The sequence below is a fragment of the Streptomyces sp. NBRC 110035 genome, assembly GCF_000829695.1.
GTDB lineage: Bacteria > Actinomycetota > Actinomycetes > Streptomycetales > Streptomycetaceae > Streptomyces.
On record NZ_BBNN01000028.1, the window covers coordinates 96,562 to 121,220 of the forward strand.

The window sequence follows — 24,659 nt, forward strand, 5'->3', positions numbered from 1 at the left end:
GAAGGGGAAGCCATGACAGCGACGACCGACGGAAGCACCGGGGCGGCGTGGCCGTCCTCGGTGGCCGCGGCCAGCGACACCGACACCGACATCCCCGTGGCGACCGGGGGACCCGACATCGCCGCCGGCGCCATGCGGCGCGCCACCGAGTTCCTGCTGTCCCGCCAGGACGCCCAGGGCTGGTGGAAGGGGGACCTCGAGACCAACGTCACGATGGATGCCGAGGACCTGCTGCTGCGTCAGTTCCTCGGCATCCTCGAGGAGGAGACCGCCCGTGCCGCCGCCCTGTTCGTCCGAAGCGAGCAGCGCGCGGACGGCACCTGGGCCACCTTCCACGGCGGGCCCGGCGACCTCTCCGCCACCATCGAGGCGTACGTCGCCCTGCGGCTGGCCGGTGACGCGCCGGACGCCCCGCACATGGCGCGCGCCGCCGCCTGGGTCCGCGGCCGGGGCGGGATCGCCGCCTCCCGGGTCTTCACCCGGATCTGGCTGGCCCTGTTCGGCTGGTGGAAGTGGGAGGACCTGCCCGAACTTCCGCCCGAGCTGATCTGGTTCCCGTCCTGGGCGCCGCTCAACATCTACGACTTCGGCTGCTGGGCCCGCCAGACCATCGTCCCGCTGACGATCGTCTCCGCCAAGCGGCCGGTACGGCCCGCCCCCTTCCCGCTCGACGAACTGCACACCGACCCGGCCCGTCCCCGCCCTCCCGGACGGATGGCACCGGCGGCCAGTTGGGACGGCGTCTTCCAGCGGCTCGACAAGGGCCTGCACGCGCTGCGCCGGGCCGTCCCGAGCCGACTGCGCGGGGCGGCGATGAACGCCGCGGCCCGCTGGATCATCGAGCGGCAGGAGAACGACGGCTGCTGGGGCGGCATCCAGCCGCCCGCCGTGTACTCCGTCATCGCGCTGCACCTGCTCGGCTACGACCTGAACCACCCGGTGATGCGTGCCGGACTGGACTCCCTCGACCGGTTCGCCGTGTGGCGCGAGGACGGTGCCCGGATGATCGAGGCCTGCCAGTCCCCGGTGTGGGACACCTGCCTGGCCACCATCGCCCTCGCCGACGCCGGCCTGCCCGCCGACCACCCCCAACTGGTCAGGGCCGCCGACTGGATGCTCGGCGAACAGGTCGTACGGCCCGGCGACTGGTCGGTACGCAGACCGGGACTCCCACCGGGCGGCTGGGCGTTCGAGTTCCACAACGACAACTACCCCGACATCGACGACACCGCCGAGGTGGTCCTCGCGCTCCGCCGGGTCAAGCACCACGACCCGGAGCGCGTGGACAACGCCGTCGGCCGCGGGGTCCGCTGGAACCTCGGCATGCAGTCCCGCAACGGCGCCTGGGGCGCCTTCGACGTCGACAACACCAGCCCGTTCCCCAACCGGCTGCCGTTCTGCGACTTCGGCGAGGTCATCGACCCACCGTCGGCCGATGTCACCGCGCACGTGGTGGAGATGCTCGCCGTCGAAGGGCTCGCCCACGACCCGCGCACCCGGCGCGGCATCCGCTGGCTGCTCGCCGAACAGGAACCGGACGGCTCGTGGTTCGGACGCTGGGGCGTCAACTACCTCTACGGCACCGGGTCCGTGGTGCCGGCGCTGGTCGCCGCCGGCCTCCCCGGCTCGCACCCGTCGATCCGACGGGCCGTGGCCTGGCTGGAGTCGGTCCAGAACGACGACGGGGGCTGGGGCGAGGACCTGCGCTCCTACCGCGACTCCCGCGAGTGGAGCGGAAAGGGTGCCTCGACCGCCTCGCAGACCGGGTGGGCGCTGATGGCCCTGCTGGCGGCCGGCGAGAAGAAGTCCGCGGCCGTGGAACGCGGCATCGCCTGGCTGGCGGCCACCCAGCACGAGGACGGCTCCTGGGACGAGCCCTACTTCACCGGCACGGGCTTCCCCTGGGACTTCTCCATCAACTACCACCTCTACCGGCAGGTCTTCCCGCTCACCGCGCTCGGCCGGTACGTGAACGGGGAGCCGTTCGCCAAGACGCCGACGGCGGTGCCGGCGGAGGTGTCGGTCGTACAGCCGGAGGCGGACGCCGGTGCACAGCGGCAGCGGCTGGCCGAGGCGACAGGCAGCTGATGAGCCCCCGGGCGGCCCCGGTGCCGCTGCTGATCGCCTGCGCGCTCGGCATCGAGCGGCTCGCCCTGCGCGGCAGAGGCCACGGCGGCGCCGGTGATCCGGTCACCGTCCTGCGCACGGGTATCGGGCCGGCGGCCGCCGAGCGCTCCGTCACCCGGGCGCTCGCCGGTCCGGCGCTGCGTGACGCCGCCGTGCTGGCCACCGGATTCTGCGCCGGGCTGGCCCCCGGGATGCACCCGGGCGACCTGGTGGTCGCCCGGGAGACCCGTGACCCGCGCGGCAGCGTGCCGTGCGTCGGAACCGACCTGCTGGCGAAGGAACTGGCGCGCGTCGCGCCGGGGCGCACCGTCCACACCGGGCCGCTCACCGGTTCCGGGCACGTGGTCCGCGGACACGAACGGCCCGAACTGCTCACCACCGGCGCGATCGCGGTCGACATGGAGTCCGCTGCCACGCTCCTGAGCGCCGTCCGCGCGGGTGCGCGCCCGGTTGCGGCCGTACGGGTGGTCGTGGACGCTCCTGAACATGAACTGGTCCGGATCGGCACGGTACGCGGTGGAATATCGGCTTTCCGCGCCCTTCGTTCCGTTCTTCCCGCGTATCTCGAATGGCACCGTTCCTTGCTGCTCCCTGGGAGGTGAGCCAGATGGCCATGCCGCTGCGCCAGTCCGTCAAGGTCGCCACATACTTGGCCGAACAGAAACTCCGCCGACGGGACAAGTTTCCGCTGATCGTCGAGCTGGAACCGCTCTTCGCCTGCAACCTGGCCTGTGAGGGCTGCGGGAAGATCCAGCACCCGGCCGGGGTGCTCAAGCAGCGCATGCCGGTCGCGCAGGCCGTGGGCGCGGTGCTGGAGTCCGGGGCGCCGATGGTGTCGATCGCCGGCGGTGAACCGCTGATGCACCCTCAGATCGACGAGATCGTGCGCCAGCTGGTGGCACGGCGCAGGTACGTGTTCCTGTGCACCAACGCCATGCTGCTGCGCAGGAAGATGGACAGGTTCACCCCGTCGCCGTACTTCGCGTTCGCCGTGCACATCGACGGGCTGCGCGAGCGGCACGACGAGTCCGTCGCGAAGGAGGGCGTGTTCGACGAGGCGGTGGCCGCCATCAAGGAAGCCAAGCGGCGCGGCTTCCGGGTCACCACCAACTCGACCTTCTTCAACACCGACACCCCGCAGACCGTCATCGAGGTGCTCAACTACCTCAACGACGACCTCGAGGTCGACGAGATGATGATCTCGCCCGCCTACGCCTACGAGAAGGCCCCCGACCAGGAGCACTTCCTCGGTGTGGAGCAGACCCGCGAGCTGTTCAGGAAGGCGTTCGCCGGGGGCAACCGCCGTCGCTGGCGACTCAACCACTCGCCCCTGTTCCTGGACTTCCTCGAGGGCAGGGTCGACTTCCCGTGCACCGCGTGGGCGATCCCGAACTACTCGCTCTTCGGCTGGCAGCGCCCCTGCTATCTGATGAGCGACGGCTACGTGCCGACGTACCGGGAACTGATCGAGGAGACCGACTGGGACAGGTACGGCCGCGGCAAGGACCCGCGCTGCGCCAACTGCATGGCGCACTGCGGTTACGAACCCACCGCCGTCCTCGCCACCATGGGGTCCCTGAAGGAGTCGCTGCGCGCCCTGCGCGAGACGGTCCCGGGAAACAGGCAGTGACGCCATGACGGCTGTCGCCCTCGGGGTCCCCGAGGTGCCGGTTCGGCCGCTCGCCCCGCGGCGCGGGAGCCGGCGGATCCAGGTCGGGCCGGTGGCGGTGGACGGGGGCGCGTCGGTGTCGGTGCAGTCGATGACGACGACGCGTACGTCGGACATCGGGGCGGCGTTGCGGCAGATCGCGGAGCTGACGGCGTCGGGGTGTCGGATCGTGCGGGGCTCGTGTCCGACGAGGGACGACGCGGACGCGCCGGCGACGATCGCGCGGAGGTCGCGGATTCCGGTGGCCGCGGACCTCCGCTTCCGGCCGAAGGACGTGTCCGCGGCGATCGGGGCGGGCTGTGCGGCGGTGCGGGTGGGCCCGGGCACCACCAAGCAGTTCGACGACGAGGTGAAGTGGACCGCGAGGGCGGCCGGGTACCACGGCACGCCGATCCGGATCGGCGTGGGCCCGGCCGTGGGACAGGAGCGGCGGCTCCGGACCGGACCGTCAGGGAAACAGCGGGAGCCGTGGGGGCGACGGGAACCACGGGAGCGACGGGAGGAACAGCCATGACCAACGCGGAGTCCGCCCCGGAGCCGTCGGAGCCGTCGGAGCCGTCACGGGCGGCCGGGGACTTCGACCTCGGCGCACTGCTGGCCGAGCGCGGGGCCGAGCGCTACGAGCTGCACACCAGACACCTCAACCACCAGCTCCCGCGCATGCTGCACACCATCGGATTCGACAAGGTCTACACACGTGCCGAGGGCGCACACCTCTGGGACGCGGACGGCCACGACCACCTGGACATGCTCGCCGGATTCGGGGTGATGGGCCTGGGCCGCCACCACCCCGTGGTCCGCAAGGCACTGCACGACGTCCTCGACTCCTCGCTCGCCGACCTCACCCGCTTCGACTGCCCGCCGCTGCCCGGACTGCTGGCCGAGGAACTGCTCACCCACAGCCCTCACCTGGACCGGGTGTTCTTCGGCAACAGCGGCACGGAGGCGGTCGAGACCGCGCTGAAGTTCGCCCGGTACGCCACCGGCAGGCCCCGCGTCCTGTACTGCGCGCACGCCTTCCACGGGCTGACCGCGGGTTCCCTGTCCGTCAACGGCGAGTCCGGGTTCCGGGACGGATTCGCCCCCCTGCTGCCCGACACGGCCGTACCCCTCGGCGATCCGGACGCGCTGGAAAGGGAACTGGCCAGGGGGGACGTCGCCGCCCTCATCGTGGAACCCGTCCAGGGCAAGGGCGTGCACGCGGCCCCGCCCGGCTATCTGCGCGCCGCCCAGGAGCTGTTGCACCGGCACAGGGCGCTGCTGATCGCCGACGAGGTGCAGACCGGACTCGGACGGACCGGCGACTTCTACGCCTACCAGCACGAGGAAGGGGTCGAACCGGACCTGGTGTGCGTGGCCAAGGCGCTCTCCGGCGGCTACGTGCCGGTGGGGGCCACGCTCGGCAAGGACTGGATCTTCCGCAAGGTCTACTCGTCGATGGACCGGGTGCTGGTCCACTCGGCCAGCTTCGGGGGCAACGCCCAGGCCATGGCGGCCGGCCTCGCGGTGCTGTCGGTCATGGAGAACGAACAGGTCGTCGCGAACGCCCGGGCCACCGGGGAGCTGCTGCGGTCCCGGCTCGCGGCCCTCGTCGACACGTACGAGCTGCTCGCCGACGTCCGTGGCCGGGGCCTGATGATCGGCATCGAGTTCGGCCGGCCGCGGTCGCTGAAGCTGCGCGGCCGCTGGGCCATGCTGCAGGCCGCACGCAAGGGGCTCTTCGCGCAGATGGTGGTCGTCCCGCTGCTGCAGAAGCACAGGATCCTCACCCAGGTCTCCGGCGACCACCTGGAGGTGATCAAGCTGATCCCGCCGCTGATCATCGGCGAGCGGGAGGTGGACCGCTTCGTGGACGCCTTCACCGCGGTCATGGACGATGCCCATGAGGGTGGTCTGGTGTGGGAGTTCGGCAGGACACTGGTGAGGCAGACGGTCGCCGACCGGTGAGGACGGCGTTTTTTGTCCGTGAGGCAAGAAATTTGCCCCCCGGGCAAGAGTGCGGCTGAATGGAGTCATGAGCTCTCCCGAGGCCGGGCCGTCGGCCGAACCGGCCGACGCGCTCCCCGCGGTCGCCCCGCAGCTGCGCGCCCTCAGGCGTCGGGCCTCCCTGACGCTGGAGGCCGCCGCCCGCGACGCGGGACTGTCGCCCGCGCACCTCTCCCGGCTGGAGACCGGACAGCGCCAGCCATCGCTGCCGACGCTGCTCTCCCTCGCCCGCGTCTACGGTACGACGGTTTCCGAACTGCTCGGTGAGACCGCCGCAGGCCGTGAAGCCGTGGTGCGCGCCGCCGACATGGAGCCGACCACGGCCGGTGGCTGGACCTACCGGCAGGCCGGCTCCCCCGGGCGCGGGATGCAGGCCCTGCGGGTCCAGGTCCCGGAGGGGTCCCAGGGCGACATCGTGCGGGTCCACCCCGGCGAGGAGTGGCTGTACGTCCTCGGAGGGCGGCTGCGGCTGCGCCTCGGGGAGACCCTGCACCGCCTCGTACCGGGCGACAGCGCGCACTTCGACTCGCTGACCCCGCACCGTATCGCCGCCGAGGACCCCGACGGGGTCGAGCTGCTGTTCGTCCACACCCTGCTGCAGAGTCCCACGGCCGCCCTGTGCCTGGGCCCCACCCCTGGAGACGTGTCATGAAAGACATGGAGGAGAAGTTCCCCCGCGCCCTGTGGGTGAGGCTGTTCATCTACGTCGTGGTGGGTCACCTCTTCGCGGCCTTCGTCTACCTGCTCTTCGAGCTGGGCGCGAAGGCGTAGCCCCCGGCGCCGCTCAGTCCAGCATGCGCTCGCGCAGCCGCTCCCGGTGCCCGGGGGTGAACCCGAGAGCCTGTTCGAGGTAGGGGTCCACGCCGCCCCAGGTCTCCTCGATCGTCTCGAGTGCGGCCGACAGATACTCGGCGCGGGCGTCGAACAGCGGGTCGAGCAGCTCCATGACCTCGGGTGAGTAGGCCGAGGCGGAGGTGGAGCTGCGGCGCACCTTGTAGCGGCGGTGCGCGGCGCTGGACTTCAGGTAGTCGTCGAAGATCGCGTCCCGTTCCACGCCCAGCGCGAGCAGCGTCACCGCCACCGACAGGCCCGCGCGGTCCTTGCCCGCCGCGCAGTGCATCAGTGCGGGAAGGCTCTCCTCGGCGAGCGAGATCAGCATGCGGGAGTGCTCAAAGGTGCGCTGCGTCACGGTCGCGCGGTACGAGGCGATCATCCGTTCCGCTCCCTTGCTGTCGGCGAGGATCGCGCGGAGCTGGTCGAGGTCCCCGTCACGGACCATCCTCCAGAACTCGGCGCCGTCGGCCGGATCGCTCAGCGGCAGGTTCACATTGCGCACGCCGGGCAGTTCGATGTCCCGTCCGTCCAGTCTGTGGTCGGCCGCGTTACGGAAGTCGAAGACGGTGTGCAGGCCCAGGGAGGACAGGAAGGCGGCGTCCTCCTCGGTGGCGTGTGCGAGGTGGCCGCTGCGGAACAGCACCCCGTGCCGCACCCGGCGGCCGTCGACGGTCGGCAGGCCGCCCACATCACGGAAATTGCGCACACCGGTGAGCTCGGGTTCGGTCGACGGGATCTGCTGCGTCACGGGGGCCCCTCTCCCACTCTGCGCCGCCGGCGCGGCGGCGTCGACGGGTGTCACCCGACGATACGACATGCCTGGCAGGGGCCATGAGTTGGTGACCGGACCGGCGGCGTGATGTCGCCGGTGTCGAGCCACCGGCGCGGACGGACCCGTGACACGGCCCCCGGGCGGACCCGTCGCCGGACCGGGCGGGACCACCCTTTCCCCTCCTATTGGTGCAATCTGTCCGTTTAGGCGGTTTCGATCCAACACGACCCGATAGGGAGGGAGATGGGAATGGGGTGGTGAGCATCGTCATAGAGGTGACGATGCGTTGTCGCCATGCTCACGTAATTCCCGTGTTTCGCAAGAGGATTCGGGGAGCGCGTAACACCCGGGGCGACTCTGGGTGACCGTTTTCATGTCGATGGATCACGGAAATGCGCCTTTGCTCGGAAGATCGCGCTTGTTCCTTTGCGTATCGGTCGCCTACGTTCACCATCGATCCGGACAGACGCCTAATCCTGCCGCTGTCCGGAGCCTTCACACTCTGACCCGCGTACGGCAGGAGCGGGGGACCCACAGGTACGACTGCCTGTTCCGGTCTCCGGAACGGCTTGGGGTTAAGCCGCGTCTCGACGCGGCCGGGCATCTCCAGTCCGAACCCGACAGCTCACCTCGTAGGCGCCGGAGAGGAATTCGTCATGCCCGCAAAGGGTAAGCACCGCCGTCCCGGCGCTGCGCGTTTCACCCGTTCCATCGCCGTCGCCGGAACCGGTGGCGCCGCACTCGCCCTGCCGCTTCTCGGCGCCACCGGGGCGAACGCCGCCCCTGTGCAGGCCGTCCCGGAGAAGGCCGTCCAGTCGTATTCCGTCGCCGCCAGGACGGCTGACGGCGTGAAGGCCGACGGCGGAGGGAAGGGTGACGCCCGCACGTACACAGTGAAGGGCGGCGACTACCTGGCGAAGATCGCCGAGTCCGAGAACGTCGACGGAGGCTGGAAGGAGCTCTACGCCGACAACCGCGAGGCCGTGGGCAGCGACCCGTCGCTCATCCACCCCGGTCTGAAGCTCTCGGTCGACGGCGAGGCCGCCGTGACCGCCGCGCCGGAGAAGTCCTCTTCTCCCGGGAAGTCCACTGCGCCCTCTTCGCCCGCTCCGTCCTCCGCGTCGAAGTCGGCGGCGGCCGGTGAGTCCTCGGAGCAGTCCGCCCCGAAGCCGTCCTCGGGCTCCTCCGAGCAGTCCGCGCCGAAGTCCTCCTCCGCCGTGACGACCGCGAACCGGGTCGCGAACACCTCCGGTTACAGCTCGCCGGTTCCCGGCGGCGGCCTCGGCACCGCCTACAAGGTGGCCGGCAGCATGTGGTCCAGCGGCTACCACACCGGTGTCGACTTCGCCGTCCCGACCGGCACCTCCCTGAAGGCCGTGGGCCCGGGCACCGTCGTCTCCGCCGGCTGGGCCGGCTCGTACGGCAACCAGGTCGTCATCAAGCTGAACGACGGCTACTACGCCCAGTACGCCCACCTGTCCTCGCTGTCCGTCTCGGCCGGCCAGACCGTGAGCGGCGGCCAGCAGGTCGGCCTCGCGGGCTCCACCGGCAACTCGACCGGCCCGCACCTGCACTTCGAGATCCGCACCACGCCGGACTACGGCTCGGACGTGGACCCGGTCTCCTACCTCCGCGGCAAGGGCGTCCCCATCGGCTGACCCCGCGGCACCCCGCCCGGTACGCGCCGAAGGCCGGACCCCGATCCCCGGGTCCGGCCTTCGGCGCGTTCGGCGCGCGCGCCCGGAGCGTTCCGTGCGTCACGTCGCCGCCGTCCAACGTCCGCCTCCCCAGGGCTATTCCGGAATGGGCCGATGCTTTGCGAGTGGCTTATCTCACCGCCCGTCAATGTCTTCCTACGGTCGCGTAGGTCACATTCGAAGGTGAATCATGTCCGGTTGTGGCAGACGATTCGAAGAATGACGGCAAGGCAGTGATCGGGTCGTACGTGGCGGTGGGGGACAGCTTCACCGAGGGCGTCGGCGACCCCGGCCCCGACGGGGCGTTCGTCGGCTGGGCCGACCGGTTCGCGGTGCTTCTCGCCGACCGGCGTCCCGAAGGCGACTTCCGGTACACGAATCTCGCGGTGCGCGGGAAGCTGCTCGACCAGGTCATGGCCGACCAGCTCCCGCGGGCCGTCGAACTGGACCCCGCGCTGGTTTCGTTCTGTGCGGGCGGCAACGACATCCTGCGCCCCGGCAGCGATCCGGACGAGGTGGCCGAGCGTTTCGAGCAGGCGATCGCCGCGCTCACGGCGGTCTCCGGCACGGTGCTGGTGACGACCGGGTTCGACACCCGGGGCGTGCCCCTGCTGAGGCATCTGCGCGGCAAGATCGCCACCTACAACGGGCACGTCCGGGCCGTCGCCGACCGGTACGGCTGTCCGGTGCTCGACCTGTGGTCCCTGAGGAGCATCCAGGACCGCAGGGCCTGGGACGCCGACCGGCTGCACCTCTCGCCCGAGGGGCACACCCGTGTGGCGCTCCGCGCGGGCCAGACCCTCGGCCTGGACGTCCCGGCCGACCCGGAGCAGGCCTGGCCCCGGCTGCCGCCGCGCGGCAGCCTCCACGTCCGGCGTGACGACGTCCAGTGGGCGCGCGAGTACCTGGTGCCGTGGATAGGACGCAGGCTGCGCGGGGAGTCGTCGGGGGACCATGTGACGGCGAAGGGGATGCTGTCCCCGGGCGACATCAGGGAGCGCATCGCCGCGGTGGCGTGACGCCGGGCGTGAAGAAAGGGGGCGGGTGCGGGGCCCGCACCGGGCACGGGCCCCGTACCCGCCCCCGCGGCACTGCGCCGACGTACATAATGGAATGTCTGACCGATTCTCCTTGGAGGCGTCGTGGCCGGTACCCGTTCCCAGAGCTCCGGGCTCCGCGCGCTACGGCCCGCGGCCTTCGGCGCGGACCCCGCCGGTGAGCGCATGGAGCGCATCCGCCGGTCCCCGCACTACCGGGACGGCGTGTTCCAGAATCCCCAAGGCCCCACCCGGCCCCGGCCCCCGGGCTCGTCCCGGGACCTGGCGAGGACCTACTTCGACAAGCGCACCCGGTCCCGCCGTGCCCCCCACCACACCCCGCCGGTGCACGCCACCACCCCCGCCGACCTGGCCCGCCCGCCGGCCTCCGGACTGCGGCTGACCTGGATGGGGCACTCCAGTGTGCTCGTGGAGATCGACGGGCGGCGGGTGCTGTTCGACCCCGTGTGGGGCGAGCGCTGCTCCCCGTTCCCCTTCGTCGGCCCGAAGCGGCTGCACCCGGTTCCTCTGCCGTTGGCCGCGCTCGGCCCGGTGGACGTCGTCGTGATCTCGCACGACCACTACGACCACCTGGACCTGCCCACCGTCAGGGCGCTGGCCGGCACGGACACGCTGTTCGCCGTGCCGCTCGGCGTGGGCGCCCATCTCGAGCACTGGGGTGTGTCCGCCGACCGGCTGCGCGAACTGGACTGGCACGAGGCGACCGAGATCGGCGGACTCACCCTCACCGCCACCCCGGCCCGCCACTTCTGCGGCCGGGGCCTGCGCAACACGCAGCACACCCTGTGGGCCTCCTGGGCCGTCGCCGGCGGGGAACACCGCGTCTACCACAGCGGGGACACCGGTTACTTCGACGGCTTCAAGGACATCGGCGCCGCCCACGGCCCCTTCGACGCGACGATGATCCAGATCGGCGCGTACTCGGACTTCTGGCCCGAGGGGCAGCCGGACCCGAATCCGGGACCGGGTTCCTGGCCGGAGATCCACATGAACCCCGCCGAAGGCCTCCAGGCCCACCTCGACCTCCAGCGGGGCCGGACGGGCGGTGTCCTCCTGCCGATCCACTGGGGCACCTTCAACCTGGCACCGCATCCGTGGGCGGAGCCCGGCGAGTGGACGATGGCCGCGGCCGACGCGGTCGGGCAGCCCGCCGCCTTCCCCGTCCCGGGCCTGCCGTTCGAGCCCGCCGGTGAACTGCCGGCCGAGCCGTGGTGGCGGGGCGTGGGGCACGTCCCGGACCACAGGTGGCCGCTGCCCGACCCCGTCACGGTCTCATCCCCCGAGGAGCTGGGTCTGGTGCCGGAGGAATGAGCCTTGGCCTCGATCGCTACGTTGAGTGATGCTCCTGTGAGTGGCGCACGGCGTGCGGAGGGCCCCTGAGGGGGTCCCCGAGGTGGCGTCCGGCCGGGGGCCGGAAGAAAACGAGAGGGCCGGGGAGCTGCGAGCTCCCCGGCCCTCGGCGCTTCCTGTTGACCGTATCCGAGCAGGTCGGATCGAGTGATGGCCGCTCTTTGGCGAGTGAGTGACGGGTTTATCGGTCTGTCGTACGAAGCCTCATACCAGAGCGGGACGCTGTCCGTGTGAGTTTGTCAACTGACCACCGCACGTGATGCGGTGGCGACTACGGTGAGTGCCGGTCGGGTGACGCATGGCCGACGCCCTCGGCCTTCCGAGGCGCCCCCCGACCGGTACGGCGACACCGCGACGACACCCGTCGCTCGGCGCACCGCCCCACGGGGTCGCGCCCATCGGAATCAGGGAGCGGGGACCGGTACGTGCAGGCAGAAGGCGGAGGCGGACGAGGGAGAGGCCGGGGTGACACACCCCGACGCCCGGGCCCGGCCGGCGCCTCGGGCGTGACCGGTGTGCCGAGCGCGCCTGCCGGGTCGCAGGAAGCCGCGGGTGCCCCGGACGGCCCGCCGGCCGGCCCGCGCGCCGGTGCCGGCAACGGGCGTACGTCCGCACCGCTCGGCGGCGGGCCGCGCGGCGCGCGGAACCGCTCCCGCCCGCCCGGCGGCCGTGGCGCCGGGCGCTCACCCGGCACCCAGGACCGACGGAGCAGTTCGAGGACGCCCATGCCCGACCCCCTCCCTCCCGCCGGTCCTCCCTCCCGCACGGACCGGCGGGAGGGAGGACGGCACGGACGCCCGCCCTCCCGGCCCGCCCCCGCGCCCCCCGAGGCACAGACAAGACCCCAGTTGCTGCGGCTGGCCGTCCTGCCGCCCGTGGCGGTCGCCCTCAGCGCCTGTGCCGCCGTGATCTTCATCATCCGCTCCACCGGCACACGGCCGGACGCGCCCCTGTGGGGCGTGCTCGGCGGCGCGGTGTCGGTGGCTCTCGCCGGCATCGTCATCGCGGCCGTCGCAGCCGACCGCGCGGCGCGGTCCGTGCACGACCGTGTCGAGGGCCTGCGCCGGAGCACGGCCCGGCACGAGGCCGACCTGCGCGCCCTCGTGGACACCCTGCGACGCGGCGACGGCCCGCCCCCGCCCCCGCGCACGCAGCCGGGCAGAACGCCGGGGGACGCCGACGCGTTCGACCGGCTCGCCGCAGACCTGTCCCGGTCCCACGACAGCGCCGTCACCGCCGTCGTCCAGGCGTCCCGGCTCTCCAGCCAGGCGGGCAGCGAACAGAAGCTCGAGGTGTTCGTCAACCTGGCCCGGCGTCTGCAGTCCCTGGTGCACCGCGAGATCTCCCTCCTCGACGAGATGGAGAACGAGATCGAGGACCCCGACCTGCTCAAGGGCCTCTTCCAGGTCGACCATCTCGCCACCCGCATCCGCCGCCACGCCGAGAACCTCGCCGTCCTCGGCGGGGCCGTCTCCCGGCGGCAGTGGAGCCACCCGGTCTCCATGACCGAGGTGCTGCGCTCGGCCATCGCCGAGGTCGAGCAGTACTCACGGGTCAAACTGGTGCCGCCGATCGACGGCACCCTGCGCGGGCACGCCGTCGCCGACGTCATCCACCTGCTCGCCGAACTCGTCGAGAACGCCACGCTGTACTCCGCCCCGCACACCCAGGTGCTGCTGCGCGCCGGTCTCGTCACCTCCGGGCTCGCCGTCGAGGTCGAGGACCGCGGACTCGGTATGCCCGTGGGCGAGCAGGACCGGATGAACGCCCTGCTCGCCGACCCCGACCAGGTCAATGTCGCCAGCCTGCTGGCCGACGGGCGCATCGGCCTGTACGTGGTCTCGCAGCTCGCGCGGCGGCACGGCATCCGGGTCCGGCTCCAGAACAACATCTACGGCGGAGTGCAGGCCGTGCTCGTGGTGCCGCAGGCACTGCTCGGCGCCGAGCAGTGGTCCGCGGAACACGGTGGCGGGCCGGCACACCGGTCCGCGCCGGCCGTCCCCGCGCCTGGCAGCGTCCCGCCGGCCGGTACCGCCGGGCACGGGAACGGACAGTGGCAGACCGGCCCGCGGACCGGCCCCGATCCGTACGCCGACGTCACCGGCCCGCGGACCGGCCCCGACGTGTGGACGGGACACGACGCACGGACCGACCCCGATGCGTGGACGGGACCCGATGCGCGGACCGGCCTCGTGCAGCAGACCGGATCCGGCCCACCGGCGGGGTACGGAAGCGAGACGTCCCTCCCCCCGGTGCCGTCCTCCGCCGTGCCGTCGGCGCGGCGCCACGACCACATCCCCGCCCCCGCCCCGGCGGCCCCCGACGGCGCGGCGCCGCCCCTGCCGCTGCGCGGTGCCCGCGCGGTGCGGCCCCATCCGGCCGAGGCCGTGCCCGGGGTCACCCCGGACGACCGGCAGACACTCGAGGGGAGCGGGACCGGGACCGCCCCCCTCACCCCACGCAACACCACGGTGCGCGGCACCACGGGCAGGCCCCACCTGCCCCGCCGCCGTGCCCAGGAACACCTGGTGCCCCAGCTCCGCGACGGTCCCACGCCGCGTCAGGACACCGAGCACGTCGTCGGGCACGATCCCCACCTGATGGCGGCCTTCCGGCGGGGGGTCAGCCTCGCCGAAACCCAACAGTCCATGGAGACGGGCCCCATGGGCAGCGAGGACACGGACCGGGGCGACCTGCGCCGTGACGGCACGGCCGACGACCCCATGGCGGGCGGCCACACGACGGGCGACCTCATGGCGCCCCTGCCCGGACTGCCGTCGTCGCCCATGGGGGAGCGGCCCGGTCCCACCGCCCACCCGACGGACACCCACCCCGTCGACCCCCACTACGTGGACGCCCGCCTCATGGGACCGTCCCACGGCATCACGGCTCACACGACGGAGTCCCCCACCACGGAGTCCCACCCCGCCGACGCGCGTCCCCCGCACGCGGCAGTCCAGGAAGCACGCGGTGCCCGCGACGGCGTGTCCGCGCCCCCCACCGACCACCCCACCGCACGGCACGACGGGAGCGCACCCCCCGGATGAGCATGCCCGCACCCTCCACCCCCTGCCGGGCCCCCACCTCCCCGCCCGTCCCCGCACCCAGCGCTCCCGCAGACCTTCGTACCCCAAGGAGTCCATCCACCATGGCGAGCGATGCGCCGACCGCCCACGTTTCCGATCTCGACTGGCTGATGAGCGGCCTCGTGCAACGGGTGCCGCACACCTCCAGCGCCGTGCTGCTCTCCTGCGACGGGCTGGTGAAGTCCGTGCACGGTCTCGACGCGGACAGCGCCGACCACATGGCAGCCCTGGCCTCCGGCCTCTACTCCCTCGGCCGCAGCGCCGGCATCCGCTTCGGCGAGGGCGGCGACGTCCGCCAGGTCGTCGTCGAGCTCGACTCGATGCTGCTGTTCGTCTCCACCGCCGGCTCCGGCACCTGCCTCGCCGTACTGGCCGGTCGCGAGGCCGACGCGGCGGTGCTCGGCTACGAGATGGCCATGCTGGTCAAGAGTGTGAGGCCGTACCTGGTGACCGCCCCCCGGCAGCCCGCCGTCGAGCCGCGGGCGATGAGGCCTTGAACGTGACGACGGCCGGTGACGGCCCCTGGCTGGACGACGCGGCCGGGCGGCTGGTGCGCCCCTTCACCGTCAGCGACGGCCGCACCCGCCCCACCGTCGAACTCGACCTGATGTCACAGGTGATGGCCACCGGGGCCGCCCCCTTCGGCTACCTCGGCCCCGAGCACACGCAGGCACTCGAACTGTGCCGCGCGCCCCTCCCGGTCGCCGAGGTGGCCGCCCACCTCAAGCTGCCGCTGGCCGTCACCAAGGTGCTGCTGGCGGACCTCGTCGACAGCGGAGGCCTCACCACCAAGCCCCCCGTGTTCGACCACAACCCGACGGACCGGGCCCTTCTGGAGGCAGTGCTCGATGGACTACGACGACAGCTCTGACCGCGGCTCCGCCGCCGACGTGTTCCCCACCGCGCTCAAGATCCTCGTGGCGGGCGGGTTCGGTGTGGGCAAGACCACCTTCGTCGGCGCGGTCAGCGAGATCGCGCCGCTCAGCACGGAGGAACTGCTCACCACGGTCGGCGCCGCCACCGACCGGCTCGACGGCATCGAGAACAAGGTCGAGACAACCGTGGCGATGGACTTCGGCCGCATCACCCTGGACCAGGAACATGTGCTCTACCTGTTCGGCACACCGGGCCAGGAACGCTTCTGGTTCATGTGGGACGAACTCTGCGAGGGCGCCCTCGGCGCGGTGATCATCGCCGACACCCGGCGCCTGGAGGAGTGCTTCGCCGCCGTCGACTTCTTCGAGCAACGCGGCCTCGGCTTCATCGTCGCCGTCAACGAGTTCGACGGCGCCTTCCGCTACGACCCCCAGGAGGTGCGCGCCGCCCTGGACCTGCCGGGCGGGATCCCCGTCGTGTGCTGCGACGCCCGGATCTCCAACTCGGGCGTCCAGACCCTGCTGACCCTGGTCCGCCATCTCATCGCCCACGCCCCGGCCCCCGCGACGGGGTACCGCGCCCACAGGTGATCACCGCACACCACGGAGCCCGTATATGACATGTGCCCACATCCGGGGAGCCCGCCCATGAGCTACGACCCGCCGCGTCCGGCCGGTCGTCTGCTGCTCACCCCCGAGGACAAGGAAGCCCCGGCCCGCATCGAGCGACTGCGCCGGCTGGGGCTGGGCGAGCGCCCCGAACCCACGCTCGACGCCTTCGCGTACGGCCTCTCCGAACTCACGGGAGCGGTGTACGCCATGGTCAACTTCCTGGGGGAGGAGGGACAGTTCTTCGCCGGGCTGCACACCCCGGCGGTCGCCCCCGCCGTCCGCGGCGACGGCACCGGCGCCCTGCTGGGCCGGTCGCTGCCCCGCGACCACGGCTTCTGCCCCCATGTGGTGGCCCGCCGCAAGGCGCTGGCCCTGGGGGACGTGAGCGACTACCCGCGGTTCGCGGGCAACCCGGTCGTCGACGAGTTCGGGGTGCGCTCCTACCTGGGTGCCCCGCTCATCGACAGCACCGGCACGGTGCTGGGCACCGTCTCGGTCTCCGACACCCGGCCGCGGGCCTGGGGGCAGGAAGGGCTCGCCGCCATCAAGGAACGGGCCGCCGATCTCGTCGTACGGCTCGAGCGCGGGGAGAGACACGGACTGCCCTTCTGACACCGCGGAGACGGACCTGCTTCCTCGAGCCCACGGACGCGGTGTGCTGCCGCCGAAGGAGTGACGGCGTGAAGGAAAGCTGTGGCCGTGCTTAAGAAATCCTCGATGGACCGGTGAGGGTGTCGTACGGCAGATTGCAGTGCGATCCCCATCCCGCTTCCGGCCGGGGCTGCTCCGGCATGCCCGGAGCCGGGACTCACCCCGAGGAGCCGTGGCGTTGAAGGCGCTCGTCAAGGACAAGGCCGAACCCGGGCTGTGGCTCGCGGACGTCCCGGAGCCGGCCGTCGGCCCCGGCGAGGTACTCATCAAGGTGCTGCGCACCGGCATCTGCGGTACCGACCTGCACATCCGTGCCTGGGACGGCTGGGCCCGGCAGACGATCAGCACCCCGCTGGTCCTCGGGCACGAGTTCGTCGGCGAGGTCGTCGAGACCGGCCGGGACGTCGGCGAGATCAAGACCGGTGACCGGGTCAGCGGCGAGGGCCACCTGGTGTGCGGCAAGTGCCGCAACTGCCAGGCCGGACGGCGGCACCTGTGCCGTGCCACCATCGGCCTCGGCGTCGGCCGCGACGGCGCGTTCGCCGAGTACGTCACCCTGCCCGCGGCCAACGTCTGGGTGCACCGCGTCCCCGTCGACCTCGATGTCGCCGCGATCTTCGACCCGTTCGGCAACGCCGTGCACACCGCGCTGTCCTTCCCCCTCGTCGGCGAGGACGTCCTGATCACCGGTGCCGGACCGATCGGCCTGATGGCCGCCGCGGTGGCCCGGCACGCCGGCGCCCGGCACGTCATGATCACCGACGTCAGCGAGGAGCGGCTGGAACTCGCCCGCAAGATCGGTGTGAGCCTGGCGCTGAACGTGCGGGACTCGGCGATCGCCGACGGGCAGCACCTCCTCGGCCTGCGCGAGGGCTTCGACATCGGCCTCGAGATGTCCGGCCGGCCCGAGGCGCTGCGCGACATGATCGCCAACATGACCCACGGCGGCCGGATCGCGATGCTCGGGCTGCCGGCCGAGGAGTTCCCGGTCGACTGGTCCCGGATCGTCACCTCGATGATCACCCTCAAGGGGATCTACGGCCGTGAGATGTTCGAGACCTGGTACGCCATGTCGGTGCTCCTCGAAGGCGGCCTGGACCTCGCCCCCGTGATCACCGGCCGGTACTCCCACCGCGACTTCGAGGCGGCCTTCGAGGACGCGGCGAGCGGCCGCAGCGGAAAAATCATCCTCGACTGGACGGCGTAGGGCCTGGTGCGCCGCGGCGCACACCCCGCGCCGTCCTCGGCACCCTCTTCCCCCCTTCCGCGAGCACTTTCAGGAGCTTTCCGATGTTCGACTCCGTGCGCGACGACCTCCGCACCACCCTCGACGAGATCCGCGCCGCCGGACTGCACAAGCCCGAGCGCGTGATCGGCACCCCGCAGTCCGCCACGGTGAACGTCACCGCGGGCGGCCGGCCCGGTGAGGTCCTCAACTTCTGCGCCAACAACTACCTCGGCCTCGCCGACCACCCCGAGGTGCTCGCCGCCGCCCACGAGGCCCTCGACCGCTGGGGCTACGGCATGGCCTCGGTGCGCTTCATCTGCGGCACGCAGGAGGTGCACAAGGACCTGGAGGCGCGGCTGTCGGCGTTCCTCGGCCAGGAGGACACGATCCTCTACTCGTCCTGCTTCGACGCCAACGGCGGCGTGTTCGAGACGCTGCTCGGCGCGCAGGACGCGGTGATCTCCGACGCGCTGAACCACGCGTCGATCATCGACGGCATCCGGCTGTCCAAGGCCCGCCGCTTCCGCTACGCCAACCGAGACATGGCCGACCTGGAACGCCAGTTGAAGGAGGCCACCGAGGGCGGGGCGCGCCGCAAGCTGATCGTCACCGACGGCGTCTTCTCCATGGACGGCCATGTCGCGCCGCTGGCCGAGATCTGCGACCTCGCCGAACGGCACGACGCCATGGTCATGGTCGACGACTCGCACGCCGTGGGCTTCGTCGGACCCGGCGGACGCGGCACGCCCGAACTGCACGGCGTCATGGACCGCGTCGACATCCTCACCGGCACCCTCGGCAAGGCACTCGGCGGCGCCTCCGGCGGCTATGTCGCCGCCCGTGCGGAGATCGTCGCCCTGCTGCGCCAGCGCTCCCGGCCGTACCTGTTCTCGAACACGCTCGCCCCGGTGATCGCCGCGGCCTCGCTGAAGGTCCTCGACCTGCTGGAGTCCGCCGACGACCTGCGGGTCCGGCTGGCCGAGAACACCGCCCTGTTCCGCCGCCGGATGACCGAGGAGGGATTCGACATCCTCCCCGGCGACCACCCCATCGCCCCGGTGATGATCGGCGACGCGTCCCGCGCGGGACGCCTGGCGGAGCTGCTGCTGGAGCGCGGTGTCTACGTGATCGGCTTCTCCTACCCCGTGGTGCCCGAGGGGCAGGCCCGGATCCGGGTCCAGCTGTCCGCCGCGCACTCGGCCGGGGACGTGAACCGCGTGGTTGAGGCCTTCGTGGCGGCGCGGGCGGAGCTCGACGCCTGAGAGAATCGGTTGCATGATCGAGGCACGGCGGCTCCACATCCTCCGTGCGGTGGCCGACCACCGCACGGTCACGGCGGCGGCCGCCGCGCTGTACCTGACCCCGTCCGCGGTGTCCCAGCAGCTCGCCGCGCTCGAGCAGGAGACCGGCCACCGGCTGGTGGAGCGCGGGGCCAAGGGCGTACGGCTGACCCCGGCCGGCGAGATCCTGCTCGGCCACACCCATGTGGTCCTCGCCCAGCTGGAGCGGGCCGCGGCCGAACTCGCCGCATACGGTTCGGGCGCGGCCGGCACCGTCACCGTCGCCTCCTTCGCGACCGGGATCGCCCAGGTCGTCGCCCCCGCGGTGGTCCGCCTCGCCGCGGCGGCGCCCGGTATCCGCATCCGTGTCCAGGACGCCGAGGGCGACGCCAGCCTGCCGATGCTCCTGGACCGGCAGGTCGACGTCGCCGTGGCCGTCGAGTACCGCGGGGCACCGCCCGCCGACGACCCCCGCCTGACGCACGTCCCCCTGTACGCGGAGCCCTTCGACGCGGTCGTCCCCGTCACCCACCGGCTGGCCGACATCGCCGAGGTCCCGCTCGCCGAACTGGCCAAGGACCCGTGGATCGGCCCGTACCCCGGCAACCCCTGCCACGATGTGGTCGTCCTGGCCTGCGAGAACGCAGGATTCCAGCCCCGGCTCGAGCACTCCTCCGACGACTTCCGCGCGGTGGTGGCCCTGGCCTCGGCGGACGTGGGCGTCGCACTGGTCCCGCGCTCGGCACTGCGCGGCACGGACCTGACCGGTGTGACCGTCCGGCCGGTCGACGGTGTCGCGCCGACCCGCCGGGTCTTCGCCGCCGTGCGCCGGGGAGCCGAGGAACACCCGCTGATCCGCCCGGTCCTGGACGCGCTCGGCGAGGCCGCCGACGAGGCGTAGGACCGACCACGTCGGCGTCGGCGGCGGCACCCCTGTTCCCGGGCCGGCCTCCTCCAGCTGGAACCGAAGCAGCCCGTCCGGCCGTCTCCGCAGTCGGCCACGCCGCCACGCGAGGCCGTGTGGGCCACGCGAGGCCGTGTGGGCCACACGGAACAGATCCCGAGGAGAAGACGCACTCGTGGAAGCAGCAGCCGCCTCCCCGGTGGTCGGTGTGCCCCTCGGGGGTGCCGCCTTCGCGGGCGTGGGCACCCGTCCGACCGCCCGCCGCGGCTTCACCCGCAAGGTCACCCGGCGGGCCACCGCGGTCTGCGCCGCCCCGGCCGGCGTGCTCTCCCTGTTCGTGCTCGTCTTCCCGGCACGGCGGCGGTCCGCCCGGTCGCGCGTCGCCCGACCCCTCACGCGGGACGGGCTCCGGCCGTCCCGGCCGCCGCGCTCCTCGGTGGGCTCGCAGCGGCCGTACCCCTGGCGGGCGTGACGCTCGGCGCCATGTGAGGAGCGAGCGCACGGTGCGGGCGCCCGCACGGGGCCCTCGCCGCTGCCGCCAGGTGATTGTCAGTGCCGACCGCTACGGTGCCTGCCATGCCGGATGCCGAAGACGTACAGCGGATCGCACTGTCCCTGCCGGACACGACGGAGAAAGTGGCCTGGAGCATGCCCACGTTCCGGGTGGCGGGGAAGATGTTCGCCACCCTGCCCGACGACGAGACGTCCGTCGCCGTGCGCTGTCCCAAGGAGGAGCGCGACGAACTGGCCCTCGCGGAGCCGGAGAAGTTCTGGATCGCGGGCCACGAGGCGCAGTTCGCCTGGGTCCGGGTCCGCCTCGCCGCCCTGGAGGACGAGGACGAACTGCGTGACATCCTCGCCGACTCCTGGCGCCAGGCGGCCCCGCCCCGGCTGCTCGACGCCCATCCCCGGCTGGGCCGGCCGCCCGGGGAGTGATCCCCGGGGCCGTGTCGGTGGGCCGTGGCACGCTCCGGGAGCGCGGACGGCGGCCCGAGCCGGAGGGGGCTCCGGCTCCCGTGAACGCCGCGATGCGCTCCCGCAGCGAGCGGGCGTCGAGACCGTGCGCGCGACATGCTCCTCGAGCCGCCCGTACCGTCCCAGCTCCCGCCGGCCCCCACCCAGCCCCGGCACCCGGTGCGGCGCGTCGGACAGCGCCTCGTTCGCCGACGTACCCGCCAGAGACGGCTCGACCAGGACGACATCAGTCCCGGCGGCCCCGGACAAAGAGGTGCGCGATCACCGCCCCGGGTGCGGTATTGTTTCCGTGCACGTCGACGCCGGGGAATCCCCAGGTCAGACGGGCAACGGGACGTGGCGCAGCTTGGTAGCGCACTTGACTGGGGGTCAAGGGGTCGCAGGTTCAAATCCTGTCGTCCCGACGTGAGGAAGTCGCAGACCGAGGGGCGGTTCCGGAGGTGTCCGGAACCGCCCCTCGGCCGTTCACGAGTTTTCTGGGAGTGGACGCCCGACACGCACCCGAAGCCTTCCCGCTCCCTGGCCGCCGGTGCCGGGGCAGCGGGAATGGAGAGGCGGCCTTCGTGGTTCCGGAGACGACGGGTCAGCTCCTGAAGCCGTTGCCGCTCGTTCGCCGCCGCCCCCTCTTCACGTGGAGCCCCTCATGACCACAGCCCGGGATCTGCTCGTCGTCGTCATCGACACACGGTCCGGTACGTCCGTCGAGCCGGGCGATCTGTCGCTGGCGCTCGCGGGCGCGGAGCTGATCGACCTCATCGACGCCGGGGCCGCCGACCTCGGCGGGGACCGAGTGGTGGTGCCGGCTCCGGGGCAGGCGGCGGAGCCTGCCCCGGAGCCGGCCACCGGCGATCCGCTGCTGCGGCAGGCAGCGTCCTCGCTGGTCCGGCAGGAACCTCATGAGCCGGTCGAGGACTGGCTGTGGCGCCGTGGCCGCGACCTGGTGGCCGCGTACCTCGCGGAGCTGGGGACGACGGGATCGGCTGCCTCCCGTTGGCGGAGCCGGAAGCCGTCGCTGAGCATCGACCCCTCGGCGCTGGCCGACTCACCGGCGCGCCGCCACGCGAACGACCGCTGGGCGGCGCACGAACCCGTGCTCGCCGCCCTCGCCGCCGCCGCGGGCGTCGCCGCCGCGGACGGCGGCGACCCGGGCGACGGTGACCCCGGCAACGGCCCCGGGGGCCACGACGAGCTCGCGGATCTCGGCGACGACCGGGTCGTGACCGTGCTGGCCGCGGTCAACGAAGCCGTCGTCGAACTGGCCGGTGTACGGCAGCGCCGGGCCGTCGAGGCGGCGGCCTTCGACAACATCTGGCGAGCCGTGTGACCGGGGTGCGACGAGAACGGCGGGGAAGCGGCGGAGAGCCCGTCAGCTGAGGCAGCCCGCGTGCGCGAGGGCCTGCCTCAGCAGGACCCCGTGCCCGCCCGGCATCTCGCTCTGCACCGCCTCCGACAGCGCCTCCTGCGGGCTGAACCACACCAGGTCGAGGGCGTCCTGCCGGGGCCGGCAGTCACCCGTCACCGGCACGATGTAGGCCAGGGACACCGCGTGCTGGCGCGGGTCGTGGTACGGCGTGACCCCGTGCGTCGGGAAGTACTCGGCGACCGTGAACGGCTGGAGCGACGCCGGGACCCGGGGCAGCGCCACCGGGCCGAGGTCCTTCTCCAGATGGCGCAGCAGCGCGTCCCGGACGCGTTCGTGGTGCAGCACCCGGCCGGAGACCAGCGTCCGGCTGACCGTGCCGTCCGGCCCGATCCGCAGCAGCAGGCCTACGCTGGTGACTTCGCCGCTGTCGTCGACACGTACGGGGACGGACTCGACGTACAGGATCGGCATGCGGGCACGTGTCATCTCCAGTTCGTCGGAGGACAGCCATCCAGGCGTGGTTTCGGTCGTGTCAGACATTGTTTGATCATACTTTCAACGGTTCGGGCTGACAGGGATGGCCGCTCCGCGGTGGTGTGTCCTCCTCGAAGAGCCCGGCCGGGTCAGCGGGGCGGGGGCGGAGCGACGCGTCAGGGTTTCACGGCCACCGCGCCGTACTGCGGTACCACCGGGGCGGCGGAGCCGGTCCCGGCGCGCCAACGCGAGCAGGACACCAGGCCGGGCTCGACCGGAGTCAGCCCCTCAAGGAACGCGGCGATGTCCTCGGCACCGCGAGCGGTGATCGGGGGAGTGGCGTTCTCGTTCCAGAACTCCATCGCCGGGACCTGGTTCTCGCCGCCCACCTCGGCGTCGTGGGTGGGGTGGGTGAGGACGAGGAAACTGCCGGAGGGGAGCCGGTCCATGATGTGCCGCACGGTTGCGCGCGCCTGTTCGGTGTCGAGGACGAAGTTGAGGATCCCCAGCATCATCACCGCGACCGGGCGGTCGAAGTCGAGGGTGGCCGCGGCCTGCTCGAGTATGGCGTCCGGGTCGCGCACGTCGGCGTCGATGTAGTCGGTGGCGCCCTCCCGGGTGCCGGTGAGCAGGGTCCGGGCGTGCATCAGCACGATCGGGTCGTTGTCGACGTAGACGATCCGGGAGTCGGGCGCGATCCGCTGGGCGATCTCGTGGGTGTTCTCCGCGGTGGGCAGCCCGGTGCCGATGTCGAGGAACTGCCGCACACCGCGCTCACCGGCCAGGTAGGTGACGGCCCGCCCCAGGAACCCCCGGTCCGCACGGGCGATGTCCCGGATGACGGGGATGATCGAGGCGACCCGGTCGCCGACCCGCTGGTCGACCTCGTAGTTGTCCTTGCCGCCGATCCAGTGGTTCCACACGCGTGCGTTGTGCGCCACCGAGGTGTCCAGCCGCGTCGAGCCGCGCGGCGGGGTGCGGTTCTCACCCACGTCCCTTCCCCTCCCTCTTTCCTGCCTTCGCCCTTTCCCACGACCGGATCCGGCCGCCGCGGCCATTGTGCCTGCGCGGTGATCACGTTGTCCCGGGAACGGCAGAGCGGGGCGGGGGCCGGAGGAAAGGGGACGCCGAGGAGAGGCGGGGAGCGTCGTGGGGTCCGCCGTCGCGGCCCGTCACGCCTGGTCGGGGGCGTTCTCGGCCTCGAACATCCAGCGCTGCTTCTCCAGCTGGGCGGTGACGGAGATCAGCAGGTCCTGGGTGACCGGGTCCGGCTCCCCGGTGACGTCGACGCGCTCGCGCAGCCGTACGATCGCGGTCCCCAGCGCCTCCGCCATCAGCCGGACGACGTCCGCGTCGCGCAGCCGGCCCTCCTCGGGGACGGGCAGCGCGAAGACCTTGGCAACGGTCTCCGGACGGCCGTCCGGCGGTACGCCGAGCGCCGCGGCCCGCTCCGCGACCGTGTCGGCCCCTGTGCGCGCGGTCGAGACCACTTCGTCCAGCTGGAGGTGGACCGAGCGGAACCGCGGACCCACGACGTTCCAGTGGGCCTGCTTGCCGATCAGTGAGAGACCGAGCAGATCCACCAGGGTGTCCTGGAGTGCCTTGGCGGCGACCCGGCGGGCCTCGTCGGGCAGGGTGCTCCGCACAACGGTCATGGGGTGTCGCTCCTCGTCGGTCGGTTTCGTGGGTGCTCGGCGAACGCGCGGGTGCCCCGGGTT

General features: G+C 72.3%; 24 protein-coding genes, 1 tRNA gene, 2 pseudogenes and 1 riboswitch. Of the genes and pseudogenes, 22 read left to right on the forward strand and 5 right to left on the reverse strand.

What is annotated here, in order from left to right; translation table 11 throughout:
* Positions 1–12 precede the first annotated feature (12 nt).
* From shc to TU30_RS18905, 7 genes and pseudogenes are all read left to right on the forward strand, one after another.
* On the forward strand, positions 13–2,088 hold the full coding sequence (shc, locus tag TU30_RS18875) for a squalene--hopene cyclase (RefSeq protein ID WP_042171582.1): 2,076 nt from the start codon (positions 13–15) through the stop codon (positions 2,086–2,088).
* Positions 2,088–2,729: a 1-hydroxy-2-methyl-2-butenyl 4-diphosphate reductase gene (locus tag TU30_RS18880; protein ID WP_042171583.1), complete on the forward strand. Its 642-nt coding sequence runs from the start codon at positions 2,088–2,090 to the stop codon at positions 2,727–2,729. Before shc ends, TU30_RS18880 begins: the two co-directional genes overlap by 1 nt.
* Before the next feature lie 5 nt (positions 2,730–2,734).
* Positions 2,735–3,757, forward strand: a complete 1,023-nt coding sequence (hpnH, locus tag TU30_RS18885) for an adenosyl-hopene transferase HpnH (RefSeq protein ID WP_042171584.1) — start codon at positions 2,735–2,737, stop codon at positions 3,755–3,757.
* 4 nt (positions 3,758–3,761) lie between these two features.
* Positions 3,762–4,232, forward strand: a pseudogene (locus TU30_RS18890) (flavodoxin-dependent (E)-4-hydroxy-3-methylbut-2-enyl-diphosphate synthase); the annotation flags it as partial.
* 74 nt (positions 4,233–4,306) lie between these two features.
* Positions 4,307–5,743: an aspartate aminotransferase family protein gene (locus tag TU30_RS18895; RefSeq protein WP_042171586.1), complete on the forward strand. Its 1,437-nt coding sequence runs from the start codon at positions 4,307–4,309 to the stop codon at positions 5,741–5,743.
* 67 nt (positions 5,744–5,810) lie between these two features.
* The gene (locus TU30_RS18900) at positions 5,811–6,434 is read left to right on the forward strand and encodes a helix-turn-helix domain-containing protein (RefSeq protein ID WP_042171587.1); all 624 of its coding nucleotides are present in this window, start codon (positions 5,811–5,813) and stop codon (positions 6,432–6,434) included.
* Positions 6,431–6,553 (forward strand): DUF6126 family protein, encoded by a 123-nt coding sequence (locus TU30_RS18905; protein ID WP_042171588.1) that lies wholly within the window; start codon positions 6,431–6,433, stop codon positions 6,551–6,553. The genes TU30_RS18900 and TU30_RS18905 overlap by 4 nt, the downstream gene beginning before the upstream one ends.
* 13 nt (positions 6,554–6,566) lie before the next feature.
* Here TU30_RS18905 and TU30_RS18910 read toward each other — a convergent pair whose 3' ends face one another.
* The gene (locus TU30_RS18910; protein WP_042171590.1) at positions 6,567–7,364 is read right to left on the reverse strand and encodes a tyrosine-protein phosphatase; all 798 of its coding nucleotides are present in this window, start codon (positions 7,362–7,364) and stop codon (positions 6,567–6,569) included.
* Positions 7,365–7,878: 514 nt separating this feature from the next.
* Positions 7,879–8,040: riboswitch (cyclic di-AMP (ydaO/yuaA leader) on the forward strand.
* A 4-nt stretch (positions 8,041–8,044) separates the two neighbouring features.
* Between TU30_RS18910 and TU30_RS18915 the strand changes: the two genes are divergently transcribed.
* The 13 genes from TU30_RS18915 (at position 8,045) to TU30_RS18975 (ending at position 21,065) form a co-directional block, all read left to right on the forward strand.
* Entirely contained in the window at positions 8,045–9,046 is a 1,002-nt protein-coding gene (locus TU30_RS18915; protein ID WP_042171592.1) for a M23 family metallopeptidase, read from the forward strand.
* Positions 9,047–9,318: 272 nt separating this feature from the next.
* Positions 9,319–10,104 (forward strand): SGNH/GDSL hydrolase family protein, encoded by a 786-nt coding sequence (locus tag TU30_RS18920; RefSeq protein ID WP_042171593.1) that lies wholly within the window; start codon positions 9,319–9,321, stop codon positions 10,102–10,104.
* A gap of 123 nt (positions 10,105–10,227) precedes the next feature.
* A complete protein-coding gene (locus TU30_RS18925; RefSeq protein WP_042171594.1) occupies positions 10,228–11,454 on the forward strand; it encodes an MBL fold metallo-hydrolase in 1,227 nt (408 codons plus the stop codon).
* 764 nt (positions 11,455–12,218) lie between these two features.
* Entirely contained in the window at positions 12,219–14,540 is a 2,322-nt protein-coding gene (locus TU30_RS18930; RefSeq protein ID WP_042171596.1) for an ATP-binding protein, read from the forward strand.
* A 101-nt stretch (positions 14,541–14,641) separates the two neighbouring features.
* Positions 14,642–15,076, forward strand: coding sequence for a roadblock/LC7 domain-containing protein (locus TU30_RS18935; RefSeq protein WP_042171597.1), 435 nt, complete (start codon positions 14,642–14,644; stop codon positions 15,074–15,076).
* A gap of 2 nt (positions 15,077–15,078) precedes the next feature.
* Entirely contained in the window at positions 15,079–15,450 is a 372-nt protein-coding gene (locus TU30_RS18940) for a DUF742 domain-containing protein (RefSeq protein ID WP_042171599.1), read from the forward strand.
* Positions 15,428–16,045 (forward strand): ATP/GTP-binding protein, encoded by a 618-nt coding sequence (locus TU30_RS18945; protein ID WP_042171600.1) that lies wholly within the window; start codon positions 15,428–15,430, stop codon positions 16,043–16,045. Before TU30_RS18940 ends, TU30_RS18945 begins: the two co-directional genes overlap by 23 nt.
* A gap of 57 nt (positions 16,046–16,102) precedes the next feature.
* A complete protein-coding gene (locus tag TU30_RS18950; RefSeq protein ID WP_042171601.1) occupies positions 16,103–16,678 on the forward strand; it encodes a GAF domain-containing protein in 576 nt (191 codons plus the stop codon).
* A 217-nt stretch (positions 16,679–16,895) separates the two neighbouring features.
* Positions 16,896–17,924: an L-threonine 3-dehydrogenase gene (gene tdh, locus TU30_RS18955; RefSeq protein WP_042171602.1), complete on the forward strand. Its 1,029-nt coding sequence runs from the start codon at positions 16,896–16,898 to the stop codon at positions 17,922–17,924.
* 83 nt (positions 17,925–18,007) lie between these two features.
* Positions 18,008–19,207: a glycine C-acetyltransferase gene (locus tag TU30_RS18960; protein ID WP_042171603.1), complete on the forward strand. Its 1,200-nt coding sequence runs from the start codon at positions 18,008–18,010 to the stop codon at positions 19,205–19,207.
* Between the two features lie 13 nt (positions 19,208–19,220).
* A complete protein-coding gene (locus TU30_RS18965) occupies positions 19,221–20,126 on the forward strand; it encodes a LysR family transcriptional regulator (RefSeq protein ID WP_042171605.1) in 906 nt (301 codons plus the stop codon).
* Positions 20,127–20,304: 178 nt separating this feature from the next.
* The gene (locus TU30_RS18970) at positions 20,305–20,601 is read left to right on the forward strand and encodes a hypothetical protein (protein WP_042171606.1); all 297 of its coding nucleotides are present in this window, start codon (positions 20,305–20,307) and stop codon (positions 20,599–20,601) included.
* Positions 20,602–20,705: 104 nt separating this feature from the next.
* Positions 20,706–21,065 (forward strand): MmcQ/YjbR family DNA-binding protein, encoded by a 360-nt coding sequence (locus TU30_RS18975; protein ID WP_042171607.1) that lies wholly within the window; start codon positions 20,706–20,708, stop codon positions 21,063–21,065.
* Positions 21,066–21,132: 67 nt separating this feature from the next.
* Here TU30_RS18975 and TU30_RS37395 read toward each other — a convergent pair.
* Positions 21,133–21,344, reverse strand: a pseudogene (locus TU30_RS37395) (transketolase); the annotation flags it as partial.
* A gap of 90 nt (positions 21,345–21,434) precedes the next feature.
* Here TU30_RS37395 and TU30_RS18980 point away from each other — a divergent pair.
* Together TU30_RS18980 and TU30_RS18985 are read left to right on the forward strand one after the other, a co-directional pair.
* Positions 21,435–21,508 (forward strand) — tRNA-Pro (locus tag TU30_RS18980).
* Between the two features lie 239 nt (positions 21,509–21,747).
* Positions 21,748–22,428 (forward strand): GPP34 family phosphoprotein, encoded by a 681-nt coding sequence (locus TU30_RS18985; RefSeq protein WP_042171608.1) that lies wholly within the window; start codon positions 21,748–21,750, stop codon positions 22,426–22,428.
* Positions 22,429–22,470: 42 nt separating this feature from the next.
* Here the strand turns inward: TU30_RS18985 and TU30_RS18990 are convergent, their stop codons facing one another.
* The 3 genes from TU30_RS18990 to TU30_RS19000 form a co-directional block, all read right to left on the reverse strand.
* A complete protein-coding gene (locus tag TU30_RS18990; protein WP_042171609.1) occupies positions 22,471–23,007 on the reverse strand; it encodes an NUDIX hydrolase family protein in 537 nt (178 codons plus the stop codon).
* Positions 23,008–23,117: 110 nt separating this feature from the next.
* Positions 23,118–23,933, reverse strand: coding sequence for an SAM-dependent methyltransferase (locus tag TU30_RS18995; protein ID WP_042171611.1), 816 nt, complete (start codon positions 23,931–23,933; stop codon positions 23,118–23,120).
* A 180-nt stretch (positions 23,934–24,113) separates the two neighbouring features.
* Positions 24,114–24,596 carry a Dps family protein gene (locus TU30_RS19000; RefSeq protein ID WP_042171612.1) on the reverse strand — a complete coding sequence of 161 codons (483 nt, stop codon included), beginning with the start codon at positions 24,594–24,596 and terminating at the stop codon, positions 24,114–24,116.
* Positions 24,597–24,659 lie beyond the last annotated feature (63 nt).

Excerpts from the sequence above, each read along its gene's own strand:
- TU30_RS18895 (WP_042171586.1), top strand. The coding sequence starts at position 4,307 with ATGACCAACGCGGAGTCCGCCCCGGAGCCGTCGGAGCCGTCGGAGCCG.
- TU30_RS18985 (WP_042171608.1), top strand. The coding sequence starts at position 21,748 with ATGACCACAGCCCGGGATCTGCTCGTCGTCGTCATCGACACACGGTCC.
- TU30_RS18900 (WP_042171587.1), top strand. The coding sequence starts at position 5,811 with ATGAGCTCTCCCGAGGCCGGGCCGTCGGCCGAACCGGCCGACGCGCTC.
- TU30_RS18975 (WP_042171607.1), top strand. The coding sequence starts at position 20,706 with ATGCCGGATGCCGAAGACGTACAGCGGATCGCACTGTCCCTGCCGGAC.
- TU30_RS18965 (WP_042171605.1), top strand. The coding sequence starts at position 19,221 with ATGATCGAGGCACGGCGGCTCCACATCCTCCGTGCGGTGGCCGACCAC.
- TU30_RS18945 (WP_042171600.1), top strand. The coding sequence starts at position 15,428 with ATGGACTACGACGACAGCTCTGACCGCGGCTCCGCCGCCGACGTGTTC.
- TU30_RS18935 (WP_042171597.1), top strand. The coding sequence starts at position 14,642 with ATGGCGAGCGATGCGCCGACCGCCCACGTTTCCGATCTCGACTGGCTG.
- TU30_RS18915 (WP_042171592.1), top strand. The coding sequence starts at position 8,045 with ATGCCCGCAAAGGGTAAGCACCGCCGTCCCGGCGCTGCGCGTTTCACC.
- shc (WP_042171582.1), top strand. The coding sequence starts at position 13 with ATGACAGCGACGACCGACGGAAGCACCGGGGCGGCGTGGCCGTCCTCG.
- TU30_RS19000 (WP_042171612.1), bottom strand. The coding sequence starts at position 24,596 with ATGACCGTTGTGCGGAGCACCCTGCCCGACGAGGCCCGCCGGGTCGCC.
- TU30_RS18880 (WP_042171583.1), top strand. The coding sequence starts at position 2,088 with ATGAGCCCCCGGGCGGCCCCGGTGCCGCTGCTGATCGCCTGCGCGCTC.
- TU30_RS18960 (WP_042171603.1), top strand. The coding sequence starts at position 18,008 with ATGTTCGACTCCGTGCGCGACGACCTCCGCACCACCCTCGACGAGATC.
- hpnH (WP_042171584.1), top strand. The coding sequence starts at position 2,735 with ATGGCCATGCCGCTGCGCCAGTCCGTCAAGGTCGCCACATACTTGGCC.
- TU30_RS18990 (WP_042171609.1), bottom strand. The coding sequence starts at position 23,007 with ATGTCTGACACGACCGAAACCACGCCTGGATGGCTGTCCTCCGACGAA.
- TU30_RS18950 (WP_042171601.1), top strand. The coding sequence starts at position 16,103 with ATGAGCTACGACCCGCCGCGTCCGGCCGGTCGTCTGCTGCTCACCCCC.
- TU30_RS18930 (WP_042171596.1), top strand. The coding sequence starts at position 12,219 with ATGCCCGACCCCCTCCCTCCCGCCGGTCCTCCCTCCCGCACGGACCGG.
- TU30_RS18905 (WP_042171588.1), top strand. The coding sequence starts at position 6,431 with ATGAAAGACATGGAGGAGAAGTTCCCCCGCGCCCTGTGGGTGAGGCTG.